Annotated in this window: 16 protein-coding genes and 1 pseudogene; 5 read left to right on the top strand and 12 right to left on the bottom strand. The window is 63.6% G+C overall.

The window, feature by feature from the left end:
- Positions 1-300 precede the first annotated feature (300 nt).
- The 3 genes and pseudogenes from ilvD to A3A5_RS42020 form a co-directional block, all read left to right on the top strand.
- Positions 301-2,160, top strand: coding sequence for a dihydroxy-acid dehydratase (gene ilvD / locus A3A5_RS0121990; protein WP_018312678.1), 1,860 nt, complete (start codon positions 301-303; stop codon positions 2,158-2,160).
- Positions 2,161-2,474: 314 nt separating this feature from the next.
- A complete protein-coding gene (locus A3A5_RS0121985; RefSeq protein ID WP_018312677.1) occupies positions 2,475-3,929 on the top strand; it encodes a sorbosone dehydrogenase family protein in 1,455 nt (484 codons plus the stop codon).
- A gap of 26 nt (positions 3,930-3,955) precedes the next feature.
- Positions 3,956-4,144: pseudogene (locus A3A5_RS42020) on the top strand (tripartite tricarboxylate transporter substrate binding protein); the annotation flags it as partial.
- 25 nt (positions 4,145-4,169) lie between these two features.
- Here A3A5_RS42020 and A3A5_RS0121980 read toward each other — a convergent pair.
- The 5 genes from A3A5_RS0121980 to A3A5_RS0121960 all read right to left on the bottom strand — a co-directional run bounded on the left by A3A5_RS0121980 (position 4,170) and on the right by A3A5_RS0121960 (position 8,497).
- The gene (locus tag A3A5_RS0121980; RefSeq protein ID WP_018312676.1) at positions 4,170-5,552 is read right to left on the bottom strand and encodes a DUF1329 domain-containing protein; all 1,383 of its coding nucleotides are present in this window, start codon (positions 5,550-5,552) and stop codon (positions 4,170-4,172) included.
- A gap of 76 nt (positions 5,553-5,628) precedes the next feature.
- Entirely contained in the window at positions 5,629-6,615 is a 987-nt protein-coding gene (locus tag A3A5_RS0121975; RefSeq protein ID WP_018312675.1) for an NADP-dependent oxidoreductase, read from the bottom strand.
- 16 nt (positions 6,616-6,631) lie between these two features.
- Positions 6,632-7,507 (bottom strand): SDR family NAD(P)-dependent oxidoreductase, encoded by an 876-nt coding sequence (locus tag A3A5_RS0121970; RefSeq protein ID WP_018312674.1) that lies wholly within the window; start codon positions 7,505-7,507, stop codon positions 6,632-6,634.
- Positions 7,504-8,163 carry a Dabb family protein gene (locus A3A5_RS0121965; protein ID WP_026201002.1) on the bottom strand — a complete coding sequence of 220 codons (660 nt, stop codon included), beginning with the start codon at positions 8,161-8,163 and terminating at the stop codon, positions 7,504-7,506. Before A3A5_RS0121965 ends, A3A5_RS0121970 begins: the two co-directional genes overlap by 4 nt.
- Entirely contained in the window at positions 8,153-8,497 is a 345-nt protein-coding gene (locus A3A5_RS0121960) for a hypothetical protein (RefSeq protein ID WP_018312672.1), read from the bottom strand. Before A3A5_RS0121960 ends, A3A5_RS0121965 begins: the two co-directional genes overlap by 11 nt.
- A 254-nt stretch (positions 8,498-8,751) precedes the next feature.
- Between A3A5_RS0121960 and A3A5_RS0121955 the strand changes: the two genes are divergently transcribed.
- Entirely contained in the window at positions 8,752-9,759 is a 1,008-nt protein-coding gene (locus A3A5_RS0121955) for an AraC family transcriptional regulator (protein ID WP_198293169.1), read from the top strand.
- 73 nt (positions 9,760-9,832) lie between these two features.
- Here A3A5_RS0121955 and A3A5_RS0121950 read toward each other — a convergent pair whose 3' ends face one another.
- The 5 genes from A3A5_RS0121950 to A3A5_RS0121930 form a co-directional block, all read right to left on the bottom strand.
- Positions 9,833-10,387 carry a RidA family protein gene (locus A3A5_RS0121950; RefSeq protein ID WP_026201000.1) on the bottom strand — a complete coding sequence of 185 codons (555 nt, stop codon included), beginning with the start codon at positions 10,385-10,387 and terminating at the stop codon, positions 9,833-9,835.
- Positions 10,388-10,483: 96 nt separating this feature from the next.
- Entirely contained in the window at positions 10,484-11,959 is a 1,476-nt protein-coding gene (locus A3A5_RS0121945; protein WP_026200999.1) for an amidohydrolase family protein, read from the bottom strand.
- 124 nt (positions 11,960-12,083) lie between these two features.
- A complete protein-coding gene (locus A3A5_RS0121940) occupies positions 12,084-13,334 on the bottom strand; it encodes an MFS transporter (protein ID WP_018312668.1) in 1,251 nt (416 codons plus the stop codon).
- Positions 13,335-13,375: 41 nt separating this feature from the next.
- Complete coding sequence (locus A3A5_RS0121935) at positions 13,376-14,275, bottom strand: polysaccharide deacetylase family protein (RefSeq protein WP_018312667.1); 900 nt, start codon at positions 14,273-14,275, stop codon at positions 13,376-13,378.
- Positions 14,276-14,299: 24 nt separating this feature from the next.
- Positions 14,300-14,986 (bottom strand): fumarylacetoacetate hydrolase family protein, encoded by a 687-nt coding sequence (locus tag A3A5_RS0121930; RefSeq protein ID WP_026200998.1) that lies wholly within the window; start codon positions 14,984-14,986, stop codon positions 14,300-14,302.
- A gap of 153 nt (positions 14,987-15,139) precedes the next feature.
- Between A3A5_RS0121930 and A3A5_RS0121925 the strand changes: the two genes are divergently transcribed.
- A complete protein-coding gene (locus A3A5_RS0121925) occupies positions 15,140-16,120 on the top strand; it encodes an AraC family transcriptional regulator (RefSeq protein ID WP_018312665.1) in 981 nt (326 codons plus the stop codon).
- A gap of 129 nt (positions 16,121-16,249) precedes the next feature.
- Here A3A5_RS0121925 and A3A5_RS0121920 read toward each other — a convergent pair whose 3' ends face one another.
- Positions 16,250-16,882, bottom strand: a complete 633-nt coding sequence (locus A3A5_RS0121920; RefSeq protein ID WP_232431431.1) for a TVP38/TMEM64 family protein — start codon at positions 16,880-16,882, stop codon at positions 16,250-16,252.
- A 258-nt stretch (positions 16,883-17,140) separates the two neighbouring features.
- Positions 17,141-18,943, bottom strand: a complete 1,803-nt coding sequence (locus A3A5_RS0121915) for a sulfatase-like hydrolase/transferase (protein WP_026200996.1) — start codon at positions 18,941-18,943, stop codon at positions 17,141-17,143.
- Positions 18,944-19,244 lie beyond the last annotated feature (301 nt).

Below are 19,244 nucleotides of genomic sequence, written 5' to 3'. Positions count from 1 at the left end.
AAAAAATGAAAATTTCCAACTGGCAAGCCGTCAAATCTGCTGTTGGTTGACAAAAAAAATCGGCATCACACTGGCAACGCTGCGCGCTGACGCTTTGTTCAGCGATTCCCTAGCGTAGGCAACTTCTCGCCGTCCGTGGGGGCTCAGGCGGACACGGTGCGTGGTGGCAAGACAGCCCGGGCGGTGTGGGATAATTGCCGCTTTGCCCAGGGCGCAGCTCAAGAGGTTGTTCGCACGGGCACGCAAGGGCCCTTATTCCTGTGGCCCGCTTCCTTTCTGCGATATTTCTTCAGCAATAAAATGCCCACATACCGTTCCAAAACCTCCACCGCCGGCCGCAACATGGCGGGGGCGCGCTCCTTGTGGCGCGCCACCGGCATGAAAGACGAAGATTTCTCCAAGCCCATCATTGCGGTGGTCAATTCCTTCACCCAGTTCGTGCCCGGGCACGTGCACCTGAAGGACCTGGGCCAGCTGGTCGCGCGCGAGATCGAGGCCGCGGGCGGCGTGGCCAAGGAGTTCAACACCATCGCGGTCGATGACGGCATCGCCATGGGCCATGACGGCATGCTGTATTCGCTGCCCAGCCGCGACATCATCGCGGACTCGGTGGAATACATGGTCAATGCGCACTGCGCCGACGCCATGGTGTGCATCTCCAACTGCGACAAGATCACCCCCGGCATGCTGATGGCCGCGATGCGGCTCAACATCCCGGTGATCTTCGTCTCCGGCGGCCCCATGGAAGCCGGCAAGACGCGCCTGGCCAACCCCGTCACCAAGGCCATGGAGTTCAAGAAGCTCGACCTGGTGGACGCCATGGTGATCGCCGCCGACAGCGCCTATTCCGACGCCGACGTGGCCGAGGTGGAGCGCTCCGCCTGCCCCACCTGCGGTTCGTGCTCGGGCATGTTCACCGCCAACTCCATGAACTGCCTGACCGAGGCGCTGGGCCTGTCGCTGCCGGGCAACGGCACGGTGGTGGCCACGCACGCGGACCGCGAGCAGCTGTTCAAGCGCGCCGGCAGCCGCATCGTGGAACTGGCCCGCCAGTACTACGAACAGGAAGACGAGCGCATCCTGCCGCGCGCGGTGGGCTTCAAGGCGTTCGAGAACGCCATGACGCTGGATATCGCCATGGGCGGCTCCACCAACACCATCCTGCACCTGCTGGCGATCGCGAGCGAGGCGGGCATCGACTTCGGCATGGCCGATATCGACCGCCTCTCGCGCGTCGTGCCTCAGCTGTGCAAGGTGGCGCCCAACACCAACAAGTACCACATCGAAGACGTGCACCGCGCGGGCGGCATCATGGCCATCCTGGGCGAACTGGAGCGCGCCGGCAAGCTGCACACCGACGTGCCCACGGTGCATGCCCCCACGCTCAAGGACGCGCTGGAGCAGTGGGACATCAGCCGCACCCGGGACGAAGCCGTCAGGAACTTCTACCTGGCCGGCCCGGCAGGCATTCCCACCCAGGTGGCGTTCAGCCAGGACACGCGCTGGCCCAGCCTGGACCTGGACCGCGCCGAGGGCTGCATCCGCTCCTACGAGCATGCCTTCTCCAAGGAAGGCGGCCTGGCGGTGCTGACGGGCAATATCGCGCTCGACGGCTGCGTGGTGAAGACCGCCGGCGTGGACGAGAGCATCCTCGTGTTTGAAGGCACGGCCCACGTCACCGAATCGCAGGACGAGGCGGTGGAGAACATCCTCAACGACAAGGTCAAGGCGGGCGACGTGGTGATCGTGCGCTACGAAGGCCCCAAGGGCGGCCCCGGCATGCAGGAGATGCTCTATCCGACCAGCTACATCAAGTCCAAGGGCCTGGGCAAGGCCTGCGCGCTGCTGACGGACGGCCGCTTCTCCGGCGGCACCTCGGGCTTGTCCATCGGCCACTGCTCGCCCGAAGCGGCAGCAGGCGGCGCCATCGGCCTGGTGCGCGACGGCGACAAGATCCGCATCGACATTCCCAATCGCACGATCAATGTGCTGCTGTCCGATGAGGAACTGGCGAGCCGTCGCGAGGCGCAGAACGCCAAGGGGTGGAAGCCGGCCAAGGCGCGTCCGCGCAAGGTGTCTGCTGCACTGAAGGCCTACGCCAAGCTGGTGATGTCGGCCGACAAGGGCGCGGTGCGGGACTTGTCGTTGCTGGATGACTGATCCGGGGGTGAAGCGCTAGTCCGTTTGCCGGGAAGGCCGCTCTTTGGAGCGGCTTTTTTTTGTGCGCCCGGCACGGGCGCACTCCTGTCATTGGCGCGCAGGTGGAACCGGGCTCATAAGCCATGGCCGGGCAGCTTGCGCATTCCGCCACCATCGCTGATTCAGGTTACCGCACGCATCGCCGATGCCGCGCGCATGAAGTATTTTTTACAAAGGCGAGGCGCGCCTGCCGCCGGAAAGGCCCGGCGGGACTTGTGTCAAGGCCGTGGATCGGTTCTTGCGTGGCAGGCTATGAGCCGTGACAGGAGCGCGCCATGTCCGAAGCACTTCGCTACTCGCTTTGCCGATTTTTCATCGTCTGCTGCCTGGGTATCGCAGCGTGCGGAGGGGGCGGGGACGACGGGGGTAGTGACAACGCCGGCGGTACCGGCGCGCTGACGCTCTCCATCTCCGGCCTGCCGTCCGGGACGTCGGCGGCCATCACGGTATTGGGGCCCGGCCAGTTCCGCCAGACCGTGACCCAGTCGACCACGCTGTCCAATCTGGCTGCTGGCAGCTATACCGTCAGTGCCGCCAGCGTCCTGACGGGCAGCACGCTCCTCAAGCCGCAGCCGCCTTCGCAGACCGTGGGGGTGACCGCGGGCGGCCGTGCTTTGGCAAGCGTGGCCTACGGTTCGCCGGAAACGGTGCGGTTGTCGCTGACGCAGATTGCCGGCGGGTTCTCCGCGCCTATCTTCCTGACCGCGCCCCTCGGCGATCCGCGCCTGTTCGTGGTCGAGCGCGCCGGCCGCATCCGGATCGTGCGCAACGGCGCATTGGTCGCTACGCCGTTCCTCGATATCGCCGCACTGACGACGACCGATGGCGAGCGCGGGCTGCTGTCGATGGCGTTCGATCCCAACTATGGGACCAACGGCCGCTTCTACGTCTATTACACCGACACCAATGGCGCCATTACCATCGCCCGCTACAACGTGTCGGCCGGGAATCCGGATATCGCCCAGGCATCAGGCACCGTGCTGCTGTCGATTCCGCACGGCACCTTCTCCAACCATAACGGCGGCCAGCTCGGGTTCGGCCCGGACGGCATGCTCTATATCGGCACGGGCGACGGCGGCGGCAGTGGCGATCCGGCGGGCAACGCCCAGAACGCGGGAACGCTGCTTGGCAAGATGCTGCGCATCGACGTCAGGGGCGCGTCCGGCTACGGCTTGCCTGCCGGCAATCCGTTCGTCGGCCAGTCTGGCAGTCGCGGCGAAATCTGGGCCCTCGGCTTGCGCAACCCATGGCGGTTCTCGTTCGACGCCGGCTTGTTGTATATCGCCGATGTCGGCGAGGACCGGCTCGAGGAAGTCGACGTGGCGCCGGCCACCAGCGCGGGCCTGAACTACGGGTGGAACCGGACTGAGGGCACCGCCTGCGTGGGTGCCGCCACGTGCGACAAGGCCGGGCTGACCATGCCGGTCTTCGAATACGGCCATGACGCGGGCGGTTGCGCCATCGTCGGCGGCTATGTGTACCGGGGCAGTGCCAATCCGGCGCTGCATGGGCGGTACTTCTATTCCGACCTTTGCACGGGCAAGCTGCTGAGCTTCATGGTCCGCGATGGCGTTGCCACCGAACAGGTCGACTGGAACGTCACTATCCCGGGCAGCGTGTTCTCCTTTGGCGTGGATGACGGGCACGCGCTGTACGTGCTGGCTGATCCGGGCACGTCGGCGACGAGCGGGCGGGTGTTTCGGATCGATGTGTCGGGCGGCACGCCGTAACGGCGTGGCCCGAGAGCACGGCGTGGGCCCTGGTGGCTCCCGCGCGGGCACCGGCTGCCGTCGTGAGCAAGCTTGCGGAGGAAGTCCGATCGGCATTGGCGAATTCGCAGACCAGGGCACGGCTCGACGACAGCCAAGGCATTGATCTCAAGGCGTCATCGCCTGCTCAACTCGGAGACCGGCTGCGCGCAGAGACGCATTCAACCCGAATATGAATGGGACCGTGAGCCGGCGTGACCGTCAATGCCCCGCGCCCCGGATCGAATCGGGCGAGAAATACGCTTCGCTGAACTGCGGACTGCTGTTCAGGCGTACCGGCTTGCCTTCATTGGTCAGCCGGTCCGCCAGGTAGGAGCCAGCGGCGAGGTCATGGTAGAAGGCCACTGCCGGGTAGTAGCGCCGTGCATCGTAGGCGAAAAGCGACGATTGCAGATTGGTGCGCCACAACTGGCCGCGGGCATCGTAGTTGTCGGCAAGCACGGCCATCCAGGTGTCCTCGTCCAGGTACAGGACGCGCTTCGCGTACTGATGCCGGAAGCCTTGCTTGAGGCTGGCTTCGAGCACCCAGACGCGGTGCAGTTCATAGCGGATAAGGTCGGGGGCCGCATGGTTGGGGCCCAGCAGCTCGGCGTACTTGACGGCGGGATCGGCCAGCTTGTAGTTGTGGTACGGAATATAGATTTCCCGCTTGCCGACAATCTTCCAGTCGTAGCGTTCGCCGGAGCCATTGAACAGGCGATCGTCGTCCACGGTGCGGAAGCCGCCCGGCCCAAGCGGCTGGTCGAAGCCGAACTCGGGTGCCTGGCGCACCCGGCGGGTGCCGGGATTGTATTGCCAGGTCCTGGCCGTATCCGAACCTTCGCGATCCCAGAAATTGTGGGAGACGATGATATTGCCGCGTTCACGCAAAGGCAGTTCGGTCTCAACGCGGGCGAAGGTGCGGTTGATCAGGGGCGAGGCTTTTTCGAACGCGGTGCCGTTGACCGGCGACCAGATGTCATATTTCCACTTGCCCCACGCGATCTTGCCGTCGCGATACACGACGGCCTGGTCATAGACGGCCGCCTCTTCGGCAATGGCGGAAGAGAAGCGCAGGTTCCACATCAGCTCCAGGCCATTCTTGGGAACCGGAAAGGGCGCCGTCGGCGGATAGTCCTTGAGGCCGTTCGCGTCGCTCGTCAGCTGCGTGCCGGGGGCGTGGTGCTGGATCGCCTTGTAGACGGCATCGCCATAGCGAAAGTCGCGATGGCTGGGATAGATCACCATCTTGAAGGTTGCCGGGTACAGCCTGAACATGGCGAGCTGCCCGTCGCTCAGGCGGGCACGGTACTGCTCCAGGTTCTGGGCCGTGATCGTTGCCAGCGGTTGTTCCGACGCGTAGGGATCGGGATACGCGTCTCCCGGCCGGAACGCCAGGCCTGCGGGCGCGGCCTGCCACTTGCCGCTCCACGCGGGGATGCTGCCATCCTTGTTGGCGGGCCGTTCGGCGCCCATTGGCGTGAGCGGGCCATCCAGACGCCTGACTTCATCAGGCGTCATCGCGGCAAGGGAAGGTGCGTTGATCTGTGAGGCGGCTAGCACCGCGCCGGCGATCGTGCATAGCAGGAAGGCTTTGCGCTTCATGGTTCTCCTCCAATTTCAATGGTGTTATGGTCGTGCGCCAGCATCGGCTGGCAGGCCGGCGTGCGGTCACCCGCGATCAGGCATCGCGCGGCTCGGCGATACGCAGCACCAGCTTGCTTGCCGCCTTGCCCGACTGGACCAGGTCAAGCGCGCGCCCGGCGTGCTCCAGCGGCAGGCATTCGATGCGGGGCGGTCGCAGGCGCCCGCTGCCGAGCAGCGCTGCGATCTCGCGCAGCCGCGCGCCGCTGGGCATCTTGCTGAACGCCACGGCGCTGCGGACGCCACGCCGCGCGGCCGCGGCGGGATCGGGGCCGCTGTCGCCAACGACCAGCGTCAGGATGGCGACAAGGATGCCGCCGGGCCTGAGCAGCTCCATGCCGTTTGGCAGGATGCCGCAGCCAACGGCGTCCAGTACCAGGTCGACGCCAGCCGGCGCCCATGCCTGCATCGCGGCAGCGATGTCGCCGCCCCGGTAGTCAATTGCCAGGTCGCACCCGAGCGCCATCAGTTCGTCGCGGCGTGCCGCGCTGCAGGTGGCAGCGACGGTTGCCCCGGCTGTCTTTGCCAGTTGCACGGCAAACCTGCCGACCGCGCCGGCACCGCCATGAACCAGCACCGTCTGGCCTGGCTTGAGTCCGCCTTCGTCGAAGAGTCCCGTCCAGGCGGCCAGCGCCGGGGTCGGGACGGCCGCGGCTTCGGCAAATCCCAGGTTGTCGGGAATCGGCACCACGCAATCCTGGCTGACCGCAACGTACTCGGCATAGGAACCCCATTTGCCTGCGCCGACCCCGGTTTGAGCGAACACGCGCTGTCCCGGGGCGAAGTCCTCGACGCCGCTCCCCACCGCTGCCACGACGCCGCTGGCATCGAAGCCGAGCACGAACGGGAAGCTGTATTGCATGAAGTGGCTCAGATAGCCTTCGCGGCATTTCCAGTCCGCGGGATTTACGCCGGCACAGGCCACGCGGATCAGGACTTCGCCGGCGGCGGGTTCCGGCCTCGGGAGGTCTCCAAGCCTGAGTACGTCCGGTCCGCCGGTACGATCCATGACGACAGCGCGCATGCTCTTCTCCATGGGCTTAGCTTGCGGACAGTTCGTGGCTCAAACCGGGATGTGCCCAGGACGGGATCACGGGCGGCGGCAGCATGCCCTGGCCGTCAAGCGTACGGACGTTCAGCCCGTGCGCCAGGGGGAAGTGCAGGCTATGGGCGATGTGGCCGGTGCGCAGCCGGGCCGGCACGCTGCACAGTGCAAGCGCCGTCTCCACCAGGTACTCCACTGGCTCGGTGGGATAGCCATCCGGGATATAGCGCTCGCTGCCTGGCGTGCGGATCGCCGTGCTTGGCGCTACGGAATTGACCGCGATATTGTCGGCCTCCAGTTCCGCTGCCAGGCCCTCGGTGAACCGGTTGATGGCGGCCTTGACCGCGGCGTAGGCCGTGGCCCCGCCAGCCCGGTCAAAGTCCTGATATGGGCGAGCCGGCGACAGGGCGGTGACGGAGCCCAGGTTCAGGATCCACCCCGCGCCGCGCGCGCGCATCAGCGGGATCGCTGCACGGCTGAGCACGAAGGGGATGCGCAGGTAGTGCCCGACCGTCCTGTCGAAGATTTCCAGCGGCATCGATTCGATGCCGCTGTATTCCGCCATGCCGGCATTGTTGACCAGGATGTCGAGACCGCCCGCGGCGCTTGCCGCCTGCGCCACTACGTTGTCGCGCTGCGCCGGGTCTTCGAGATCCGCCGCCAGCGCGATGGCACGGCCCCCTTGCCGCCTGATCTGGCCAACTGTCTCGGCCAGCGTGCCAGGTTCGTCCTCGGACTCGCCTGCGCGCCGTGCCGTGGCAACCACCAGCGCGCCCTCCGCGGCGAAGCGCTGCGCGATGGCGCGGCCGATGCCGCGGCTGGCGCCGGTCACCAGCGCAATCTTTCCTGTCAGTGTTCCGGGTCCGGTCATGGCGCGTATTCCTCTGTGCGGTTGTGGTTGGCAATCAGGCTTGCCGCGAGCGGGCAGAAGGCATGGGAGATCGCCTGGACTGTCCATTCGGGAAACTCGGGGTCGAACCATCGGTCGACATGGCCCCAATGAAAGGGGTGCATCAGGTATTCGCCCATCAGATCGTCTGCGCTGGCGAACTCCTGCTGCCAGACATGGGTCCATGTGCCGGGTGACAAGACGCGGGCAAGCCGCCAGTTGAGGATGCCGGGCATGTACTCAGGCATCCGCAGGAGGTCCTGCTCAAGGCCGCGGACCTGCCAGTCCGGCGCTTCAGGCCGGACCCGGAACATCAGCGTGCGCCAGATCCCGTGGCGCAACTGCGGGGCGCGCAGTCCGCCCGAGATCGGGCGATAGGCGATGCTATCCACCGCTGCGATGCCGTCCAGCGCGGCAGCCAGGCCGGTGCCGTGGCCAGGCGAGCCGGTTGAAGTCGGGTCGAATTGCAGGTCGAGCGTATAGTCGCCAGCGCCCCAGCTTCCCGCCAGGTTCCGGCCAATCGCCACATGGCACAGGCCCGGCAGCGTTTCAATCCGCGCAAGCAAGGCTTGCTCCTGTGTGCACGTGCCGGCGCAGAAGCCAGCGTGCAATCGGACCTGTGCTGTCTCAAGCCGCATCGCAATGCTCCTTGCGCTGGGGCAGCGCATGTGCCGCATCGGCCATCACATGGCGGCGGCGGCCTTCACACAGCGTGTCCACTGTCGACCAGAAGCCCAGGGCCGGGGCATCGATGCTGGCGCGCATGGCGTAGTAAGCCGGCGCATCCGCCACTTGCCACAGCAGCCACAGCGTATTGGGTGCATCTTCCAGCGCCACCGGCGGCGACACCCAGCGCTGCAGCAGCGCCAGGCCCCTGGCGGCACTGCCGGGCAGGTACTGGCTTTCCAGCAGGGTCAGCGCCGTGGGCAGGTGCCCGGGCGCGAGCACGATTTCATCGAGTATGTGGATCATGGCTGTGTCTCACGCGACGCAGGCAGGGCGCAGCAAAGCTGCGATGCCGGAGCCGGGGGTTTGCGGGAGGGAAGCGCGGTCATGGTTTGTCCCGTATAGGCATGGCGTTCATCGCATGGCAACCTCCATCGCCCAGGCCGCGCGCAAGCTGTTGCGCGGAGGGAAGTGCCGGGATGATTATGGGAGGCCAGGCCGCACCGGATCCCTACCCGGACGATCAACCATCGCTACCGAAGCAATCAGGACGAGCGCCCATGAATGCCCACATACCGGGGAATCCCGTACCTGTTCCGCACGGCATGGTGCAGCGCTTGCTGGACGAACTGAAGCGCCAGGGCGTCGAGGTTCCACCTGCCGCCGGCGCATCCGGGCATGCGCCGCCTGCCCGGTTCACCGCGCTCTATCGCGCGGCGATCGAGCGGCTGGAGGCCCTGGTCGCCAAAGGCAACGGCCACCCTCCGATGCGCAAGCAGGAAGTGGACTTGTTGTGCCGTTGCGTATTGAGCAGCCAGACGCTGAGGGAGGCGATCCGCTGCGCGGCCGACTTCTGCGCGATGCTGTATCCGCGCGCCGGTGCGCTCAGCCTCGGGCAAAGCGCAGGCCAGGCGGTGTTCCGCATGGATTCGCTGCGGCGTGCGAATTCCTCTGCGGCTTGTCTGGTGGACCTGACCGGGCTCTTCTTCTATATGCAGTTGTTCGGCTGGCTGGTCGGCCAGCCGCTACGCCCGACCCATGTCTACCTGGCGCATCCCCGGCGCGAGGACGCCATGCCTTTCCTGGGCTTGTTCCATGCCGCGGTGACGTCTGGCGCCCAGACCTACGGATTCGAATTCGATGAGGCCTTGCTCGAGCGGCCGGTCGTGCGCCAGGCCGCAGAGCTCGACGCCTTCCTGGAAGACTTTCCTTACCGGCTGATCGGTGCGCCGGTCGAGGTCGTATCACTGAGCCAGCAGGTGCGCGGCATCCTGCATGCAGCGCTGGTGCATGGCGCGCGGCTGCCGACACTGGCTGAGCTGGCCATGCGCTTTGATGTGAGCGAGCCGACCCTGCGCCGCCGTCTCGCTGCCGACGGCAGCAGCTACCGGGTACTGCGCGAACACAGCCTGCAGGAGTACGCCGAACAATGCCTGTGCACGACCAACTGGTCGGTAGGAAGAATCGCGGAGCAGCTTGGCTTTGCCAGCGAGGAAGCGTTTCGCCGGGCGTTCCAGCGCTGGACCGGGCATGCGCCGACGCGCTTCAGGCGGGAAAGCAGGGGGTGAGGCGGTGGACGGGAATTGGTGAAGCGGTCATTCGCCGATCCCTGCCGCCTGTAGACGTCAGGGGACCCATGCCTTACTGTGCCCGGCGCGACGGCACACGACTCGCCGTGACGGTGATCTCGACCAGCCATCCCGGCGGCACCAGCCGCAAGACTTCGGCTCGCGTGCGCACCGGCACGTTGGGCTGCTCGTCAGTCCCGAAGTACTGGTTATAGACGCTCGAGAAGCCGGTGAAGTCGGGCTTGCCCGTAGCCGGGTCCGCCACGATCAACGCCTGCATGGAGACGATGTCGCTCATGCGATAGCCGCGGTCCTTGAGGATCCGCTCGATCTGACCAAGCACGTTGCGGGTCTGGGTTGCGGTGTCGCCATAGGAGGCGGCGGTATCGGGCGGCGCCGAGGCATTCGCCACCGTGGGCCCCACGCCGCTGAGCACAAGCTGCTGCGCATTGGCGGGAATCTCGATCACCTCGGCGAACTCACGCGTCCACGGTTCGGTCATGTGTGCCGGGTTGCGATGCCTGACGATCTGCTCGGCGGCGTTAGCATTGGCAATGCAGAGCGCCGGCGCTGCGAGCGTGGCAAGGGTGGCGATGGAAATACAGGATAGCAAGCGTGCTGTGCGCATAGAGGGCCTGTGGAGGAAAGCAAGAATTGAGGGGCGGCGGTGTGCATGTCATCTCAACCAGAAGGCACCGCTCGGTACTCTCACGCTAAGGAACGCTCAAAATTTCAAAATCTCGTCAGCGGCATTGAGAATCCGGCTGGAGGACGCCTGAGCACCGCGAACAATGCTGTCCACGTTGTAGGCTAGCAAGCGTCCGCTTTTCTTTATTAATCGACCATCGACTAACACCGTGTCTACGTTGCTGGCGCTGCCGCTCTGCACAATCGCCGTTTCGATATTGCCTATTGGCCAGATGTTCAGATCCTTGGCCCGCACCAGGATGATGTCCGCGCGCTTACCTTCAGTGATTGATCCGGTGATGTCACCGATGCCCATGGCGATGGCCCCATTGATCGTGGCCATCTCAATCACCTCTTGCACGCTGACCGCCCGTGCCCGCTCGCTCGATGTGCCGACCCATGGCACCCCGAGGTTCCAGGTGAAACGCATCATTTCGAACATGTCCGGTGGGGCAATGGACGTCGCGTCGCTTGACAATGAGATGGTCAGCCCCGCGGCACGCATCGCGAACAGGGCGGCCCGGGCATCGCCCGTACTGCTGAGCCGGAGCTCGGAGTGCGTCGCAAATGAGAGCGGTGTCTTCGTGCGCGCCATCGCCGCCAGGTCCGCGGTTGTCGCCGGGACGTAGTGCGCGATCATGAAGTCCGGGCCGAGGTAGCCGCGCCTCTCGTAGTCGACTGCATCCACATTGTTGGGCGCCTCCTGCGGCGCATGGATGGCAACCGGAAGCCTGCTCTCCTTGACGAACTTCATTTCCTCATGAAAGACAGCATCAGTGCTTTGTTGTGGGCCGCGCAGATTCAGTCCCAGGTGAACCAGGCCATCGAACGGCGAGTTATCACCGAACCATTGGTGCCGGACGCGCGCAAGGTCGCTAAACTTGTTGACCTCGTCTACCGGCAGCTTGTCAATGTGACCGTACGAATAGCGGGCCCTGAGCAGCGAGTGCTGATGCGCGCGAAGTTCGGCATCCGCATGGGCGGCAGAGCGGGTGTTATGCGACCAGTTGTGCACGGTAGTAGTCCCGCCGTTCGCTAGTTCAGCGCACGCAAGGAGCACGCTGTTGTAGAAGTCCTCGGGCGTGTATAGGGCGGATGTGGCGCTCTTGGCCGGGTAGTAGGAGAAGCCGCCGTCTCGCGCAGTGAAGCTGCGTCCGATCGCGCTCCACATATGGTAATGAGAGTTGACGAAGCCGGGCATGACGATCATGTCCGTCGCATCGATCGTCTGCGCATCGCTCGCCCTCAAATCCCGACCGATCTTCTCGATTACGCCGTTTCGAATCAATATATCGGCGCCTGGCAAGACGCCATGTCTGCGGTCGACCGTGATGATCATGCCATTTTTGATCAGGTAGGTGCCTCGACGGCCTCCGCGCGCCGCAGATGGCTTGCCGTTCCGCGCCGATGCCGATGCAGAAGCGGAAGCCGAAGCGAAAAGCGTGGGTATCCCGGTTGCCGCGACCATCATTGCGCCGGCGACCTTGGTGAATTCTCTTCTGGTTGTTTTCATATTTCCTTCCGATGCGATTTGGATTGCAGGAAGACAGGTGCGGTCAACTCGTCTTGAGAAAGAATGCTGCGGTCATTGCCAGCCCTGTCAGGACGACCCCCGGGCAGCATCCGATCGACCGGCGTCATGGCTTACGCACAGGCAGAGACATGCGGTCGGTCCGCAGTAGCACGGTGAGTACTATGCCAATGACCGATAGCAACGTGATCTGCGCCAGGCCGGCGGCGCTCCAGCCCAGCCGCACCGCGATGCCACCGATGATGTAGCCAGCGAAAGCGCCGGCGCCGTAGAGCGTCGTGACAAAGACACCGGTCGCTCGGTTCGTGAGCGAAGCGCGCACGGACTTGATATGGTAGCCGGCCAGGTTCACGTACAGAACGCCGCTCACTACCAGCCCCCACACGAATGACAGCACCGACTGGACCAGTATGCCGGTCGGACCCGAGAACAGAAGGAAGCCGAGCAGCCCTGTCCCCGCAAAGCTCAGCGACAACACGAGCTTGGGGTGAAAACGGTCGCCGAGCCAGCCACCAAAGATGGAGGCGAACACGCCGCACCCGAAGATGCTCATGACGCGACCCGTATCCGACGGCGTGTAGTGCAGATGCTCTCGCAGGAACGTGGGGTACATGCCAAGGTAGCCATAGATGCACAACCCGCCAATGACGCTCATCACGGTCAAGAGGGCCGTGTTGCGGTTCCACATCGTGGTTGCACCGCGCGTGTCGACGTGCGTGGCCACGGTGCTGGCCTTCTCGGTCATGTGCTTGCTCACGGCAACCGCGATCAGCGCCATGGCGGCAAATCCAGCCAGGCCGAACACCACCAACGGCAATCGCCAGTTGCGCTCAATGCCGATCAGGTGCCCACCGAGCAGCGGCCCCACGATGGCGCCGATGCCAAAGGAGAAGTTGATGGCCCCAACAGCGGTCGCGCGGAAGCGCGCGAAATAGCTCGCCGCGATGGCGATTACCACAGTCAGCTGCATCGCTTCGCCGATGCCGGTGGCTGCGCGGTAGACGATCATGTCAGCGAAGCCAGCCGAATAGGCAGTCAACAGCGTGCCAAGCGAGAAGATCGCGATGCCGATCTGGAGCACTGTTTTGCGCGACCAGCGCGCCAGCAGATAGCCCGTCGGCACACCGGCTAGCGCCATGCCGAGCGTAAAGATGGTCGAAAGCAGGCCGGTGTCGGCGAGGCCGAACCCAAATTCCCTTCGCACATCTGCCGCGATCAGCGGGAAGATCTGCCGGTCCATCGCGTTGAGCGCATAGGAGGCGAGCAGCACAAGAAACATGCCGATCTCCAGTGCGGTGACGGGCGCTTCGCTGCGCGCGTCACCGGTCAGCGGGGCGGCCGATGTCGAGGAATTCACGTGTTGTCTCCTTCTCGTCGAGCGAGAAATTTGTTCGAGTTTCAGGCGATGCGCGGATCCGGATATGAGGCCGCGCGCGCTGCCTGATACCAATCGAGGATCTGCTCTCCCGTCATGAAGGCGACGTCGTCGTGTTCCCGGATGTGCGCCAATGCCTCCCGGAAGTAGCGCAGGCGGTGTGGTGCGCCCATGATGTATGGATGCACGACCAGCGCCATCACGCGGGCCGAGTCCTTGGCATCGGCATAGAGTTGGTCGAACTGGTCGATGGCGCGGTCGCGATATTCGCTGGCCTTGTGATGCTGGATCAGCATCATCGCTACATCGTTGCACTCCTGCGTGTAGGGCACGTTCACAATGCGGCCGCCATCTCGCGTCCTCAGCTCCACGGGCTGATCGTCGAGCACCCAGTCGCACACATACTCGTAGCCTTGCTCTGCGAGAATGTCAGGCGTGTTCCAGGTCTCGGTGAGCCCCGGACCGAGCCAGCCGCGCGGGCGCTTGCCCGTGCAGGCGCGAATGGCCTCGGTGGTCTTTGCGATGTCGACCGCTTCGTCGGGCACCTTCTGCATGTTGCGCTGCCCATAGCCATGGCCGATGAACTCCCAGTTACGCGCCATCGCCGCCTTGGCGATAGGCTCGTAGGCGTTGATGGCCGAGCCGTTGATGGCGAGAGTGGCACGGATGCCGAGCTCGTCGATGACGTTCAGCATGCGCCAAAAGCCGACGCGGTTGCCGTACTCGTGCCAGGCCCAGTTCGGGATGTCTGGCATCGGCGAACCGCCCGCCGGAGGCGTGAGAACCGTGCGCGGCATGGTCTCGTTGATATCCCATTCCTCAACATTGACGATGACCCAGACAGCCAGGCGCTTGCCGTCCGGCAGCGTCAGGGCGGGACGTTCGGAAATGGCCGAATATGCGATGCGTTCGAGTGGTTTCATGACGTGTTTCCTTTAACCCGGAGCTCAGACGATCTCGACCTGCAATGGCGCGAGTCCTTCAATACGGCCGGTCAGCCTGTCACCGCGCTGCACCGGACCAACGCCTTCTGGCGTGCCGGTAAAGATCAGATCGCCAGGAAGCAGGCGGTACTGCCTGGACAGCTCGCTGACGATTTCATGGACGTTCCAGATCATCTTCTCCAGGACCGAGCCCTGACGTACGTCGCCGTTTACCGCCAGGCTCAGTGTGCCCGAACGGAGATGGCCGACCGTCGCCACGGGATGGATAGGGCCGCATGGCGCCGAATGGTCGAATGACTTGCCCAGCTCCCACGGCAGGCCGCGCTTGTTGCACTCGCGTTGGCGGTCCCGCCGCGTCATGTCAAGCCCTGCGGCATAGCCGAAGACATGATCCAGTGCCGTGTCCGGCGGCACGTCCGCCGCTTCGCTGCCGATGGCAACGACGAGTTCAAACTCGAACTGGAAGTCGTCTGTAAACGTCGGGTAGGGTACGCGTCCATCGGTCACAATGGCATCCGATGGTTTCTGGAAGAAGAATGGCGGGTCGCGTTCGTCACCCTCCCCCATCTCCCGGATATGGGCAAGATAGTTGCGCCCCACGCAATAGACGCGACGCACCGGGAAGCGTTGATCACTGCCAATGACATCAATGAAGGCGGGGGTAACGCTCAGGACCTCGGTCGATTGCACGACGCTGTCCGCACTGACTCTAGGCATAAGGATTGTCTCTGTGTAAGATTATTGAACGGTGTGGCTAGAGTTTAGAGAGGAGGTCGTTCGGCCTCAACGCACAGGCTTGCGAAAAGATGCGCAATCCTTACGATCCTTTGCCCCGACGTTTCCATGTACCGAGCGAACTCGAACGACCCGCTGCTGTCCCTCCACCATGACGGCAAGAGGGGGGCTGCCATCCGGAACTACACCATGGCGGCCCGGGCGCAGAGCGCCTACTTTGGCATCCACGATCAGAGCAACTGCCTGCCGAATCCGGTGCCGCACCGTCACGAGTATTTCCAGATCTACGTCAACACGCTAGGCGAGACCACTCACTACATTGGGGGCCAGCAGCGGCCCATTCGCGCCGGCACCGTAAGCTTCGTCCTGCCGTTCCTGGTTCACTACATTCCGAATGTAGCGGACGGTAAATTCCACGTGATCAACATCAGCAAAGAGTATTTGCTGCCGTCGCTTAATCTCGATGTCTTCGAGTTGTCGGAAGTGCCGCTCGCGCGCGCCCCTGAACTTGCCCCTTTCCGCTTTCAGCATTGCCTGGATTTCCAGTTCGATGAACCGGACACGCACTACCTTCAGGAGCTTTGCGAGCGCATGGCGCAAGAACCCCGGCAATCGCCCAGTGACGATACGGCCAGCAACTTGCTGATCCGCAGCCACTTGCTAAATCTGATTGGCATGGTGTGGCGACGCCACGGTGACAAGATGCGTCTTTGCGAGGCCAAGGGGATGTTGCTGCAGTCGTACAAGCAGTCCGTGCTGCGCTGCATTCGCTATATCATCCAAAACCTTGCGCAGGAACTGACCTTGGGCGACGCTGCGCAGGCCAGCCATGTATCAGCAACACACCTGGCTCATCTTCTGAAGAGCGAAACCGGAAAGACCTTTCTGGAGATCGTGACTGAAAGGCGGATCGAGCGGGCAAAGACTTTGCTGCTTTTCACATCGGCCTCGGCCGCAGAGATTGGGCAAAGCACGGGATTCGGCGAACCGAATAACTTTGCCAGGCGTTTTCGGCAGATCGTAGGTTCGACCCCTTTGGCATATCGACGCCAATTCCAGGGTGTGGGCGCGCGAACCTGGGTTGAGTAAGCCCATCTGTCAAAAGATATCGCACGAGCTTTCGGCGGAGCGGCCATAAACTACCTGCAGGTCTTGCCTGGCCCGCTCACAGGCCTAAAGGTATGGCTCGCCGCTTCCTCAGCCTGATCCCCGTCCCGTTCAGCGCCGTTGCAGGCCGCCCGACTTGTGCTTCCTGACCGCACGCAGCACCAGGCCCGCCAGCACCGCGACGACCGCCAGGATGCCGACCGCGATGAAGAAGGGTAGGGGCCGGTCGATTGCCAGGCTCTCCCCGGCGACGACGATACCAAACGCATAGCCCGCTTCGGCGATGGCCATCGCGGCCAGGAATTTCCGGAAGGGGTAATGCATGGAGCCGAACAGATAACCGGGAATTTCCGACGGAACCGCGATACAGAACAGCAGCACCGCCCAGAACTTCATGCGCTGCGACACGTAGTCCTGGTACTTCGCCAGCTTGTCCGCGTAACCACTACGGGCGAGCAATGGATAGGCCAGGCGGCCGATGCCGAAGGCGGCAGCAGCGCCCAGCAGCCAGCCGCCCCAGAGCAGAACAACGGTGAGCGGCTTGCCCCAGACCTCGGTGGCCGGCGGCACCAGGACCACGCTCGAGGCGAAGGCGAGCATGGCAGACACGGCCGAGAACAGGAAGAAGACCAGTGCGCCTGCCCCGGGGTGCTGTTCCATCGTTGCCCGCGCCCAATCGATGGCCTGGTCGGCGAAGCCCTTGAACGGAGGCGACAGGACGACCAAGCCGATTAGTACTGCCACGGTGCCGACTGCAAGCCAGAACCAGATGGCGTGCCGATTGACAGACAATTTGTTCACCATACGAAATTAGAACCGCGGGCCGGGCCAAAGTTTCGAGGTGAATCTCCAAGGCCGGGGCCGCGACACACCCGAATGCGACGCGCCCGGCCCCGACCCCGCCTCAGACTCTCAGCTTCAGCCCGGTCTTCTTGACGAAGCTGTGCCAGCGCTCGTATTGCTCGCGCCCGTTGCGTGCCTTGTCGGACGGCGCCGGTGCGGTCAGGCGCCCGACATCGTTTCCGCAGTGACTTCCCATCCTGCGTCAATGCCACCGGGCAGCATTTGGCCACGGTCCTCGCCAACCTCGGCCTCAATCAGCTGATTCAGCTTTTCGTTCATGGCGACAAGTAGTTCCCGTTGCTTTTCGCCTGCCGCCAGGTTGTTCATCTCGAAGGGATCGGTCTGCAGATCGTACAGCTCAACGTCGTTGAACCGGTAGAGCTCCTCCAGGGTCTTCGGCTTGTTATGCTGCTTGGGAGAAAAGTACCGTGCAAAGCTGTAGCGTCCATCGTAGACCGAACGCACCGCGCCGCGCTTCATCAGGTCCGGACGGATACCGGCCTGCTTGAGCTGGTCGGGCTTGCCACCGGCCTGCATATGGGCAACAGCCTTGAAAAGATAATCGCCATCCAGGTAGGCCAGCATGTTGTAGCAGAACAGCGCACCATCGCGAATGGCATTCGCTTCGGCTGCGTCAGGCTTGGCCAGCAAGCGGGAAAAATCCTTTCCCGGCAATCCCTTGACGATGGCTGCGCGCTTTTCAATCGAGACACCAGTCAATGCAACCAGGGTGGGCGCGATGTCCAGATGTGAGGTGACGGCGCGACACTGCTTTCCACCGTGATAGGCGGGATGGGCAATGACCAACGGCACGTTGTTCTGCTCCCGATAGGAGACGGCGCCTTTTGCATGGAGCTGGTGGGCACCGTCCATGTCACCGTGATCCGATGTCAGGACGACGATGGTCTTGTCGGAAAGCCCTGCAGCATCAAGCGCGGCCAATACGGCAGCGATATTCCGGTCGACATCCCGCATGCAGTTCAGGTAATAGTTGTGCCGCCGGTGCCAGCGCGCGTCTTCATTTGGAATGGCTCCGACCATGGCGTCATGCGAGCGCAGGAAATCGCGGTGTGCCGCAGGGCGCCCCGGCGCGTCAAGCGCCTGTTTCCGGCTTGCCGGCAACATGAATTGCCACTGCTTGCCGTATAGCGGGTCGGCCGGGTCGCGCGCGACATGTGCGAGGCCGCGCGTTGCCTGAACCTCCGTGCCGGGCGCGTCGGTGTCGTAGAACATCACGTCGTGCGGGTTGACGAGGTTGACGGCCAGGAACCATGGCTTTCCCTGTGCCGCCAGCTCACTCCCTTTTCCGCGCAGCCAGCTCACACCCATTGCAGCAATCACCCCGTCGTGCAGGTACCCACCGCTGGTGTGGGCAATAATGTCGCCGATTCCGATGTAGTCGGAAAAGCCATAGGCTTCCATTTCCTGAGTGAAGATCCTGGTTGGCGAGCCAAGCTTGTTGACGGTCTCGAATTCCTTGGTGAGATGCCACTTGCCTTTGTACGCGGTGTAATAGCCGGCGTCACGAAGCATGTCACCGAGCGTCCGTATTTCTGTTGACATGCTGCCAATCCACGGGAAGTTCGTGTTGTCGAACATCCGGGTGTGCTGGATGTGCTGGCCCGTGTATAGAACTGAGCGGGACGGGGTGCAAACACACGAATTTATGCGGTGATTGACAAATGTCGTACCGCGCTTCATCAAGCGTTCATGTGCAGGTAGGCCGTAACCCCTGGGCAACTCGCCAGGTTGGAAGTAGCGTTCCTGGTCAACCAGGATAAACAGGATGTTGTACGGTCCCGATGCCAGGCTCCCAGCGGCTTGGGCCGCGTCGCTTGCCCCGGTTGGCGCATCCCTGGCATCCGCGCCATCGCCAAGACCCAATGCCATGGCCCCAACCCCGGTAGCCAGGAGGAAATCGCGCCGTGTCAATGTGCTGCCAGGCTTGTTGTCGTTGCTCATTGGCTTCTCCCTGCCAGTTTGCGCGGCCCATGGCGGATGGACGCTGTGCTGCTGCAGGCCCGCCCAAGCATGCGTAAGACAGTCTAGCAAGCACATTTTCTGCCGCCAAGGAAGGGCGCGGAGCCGGCAGGAGGCGATGGTTGGCAACCACACACATTCGTGGTTTCGCGCACAAGGTCCTTGCTGACCGCGTCGTTATTCACCAGGAATTCTGTTGGGCGCAGTTGCCATGCAGCGCCCACGGGGCGGTTCAGGATAGCGTCCGCTAGGGACCCTTCTCAGGCAGTCGAACTACGTTTAG

The sequence above is a fragment of the Cupriavidus sp. UYPR2.512 genome, from assembly GCF_000379565.1.
Taxonomy (GTDB): domain Bacteria; phylum Pseudomonadota; class Gammaproteobacteria; order Burkholderiales; family Burkholderiaceae; genus Cupriavidus.
Note: the sequence above shows the minus strand (reverse complement) of the source record. Positions and strands in the feature narration are given on the sequence as shown.